Origin of the sequence: Pseudoalteromonas sp. S1609 (assembly GCF_005887255.1) — a bacterium.
Classification (GTDB): Bacteria; Pseudomonadota; Gammaproteobacteria; order Enterobacterales; family Alteromonadaceae; genus Pseudoalteromonas.
Genome location: NZ_PNDJ01000202.1, coordinates 1 through 239 on the forward strand (window position 1 = coordinate 1; position 239 = coordinate 239).

General features: G+C 41.4%; 1 pseudogene. It reads left to right on the forward strand.

From position 1 onward, the window contains the following. Window positions 1–239 (forward strand): annotated as a pseudogene (locus CWB76_RS19430) (M23 family peptidase); the annotation flags it as partial.

The following is a 239-nucleotide window of genomic DNA, read 5'->3' on the forward strand; positions in this document are numbered from 1 at the left end:
AAATAAACACGCACAAAACGGTTTAACCAGTTTTGAGCAGCGCTACACCATATTAAATCAGCAATACGATACTAATTTCACGTTACTAGCCGCACAAATTAATCAACGGCACGATGCGATTATAGAAATACTTCAAGGCACGGTTCTTGAGAACGCACTGGCGCAACATCTAACATTAAGCACACAAACAACGGCGCAAGGTGGCCCGCTAGATATACTCGATGAAAGTAAAATACCAA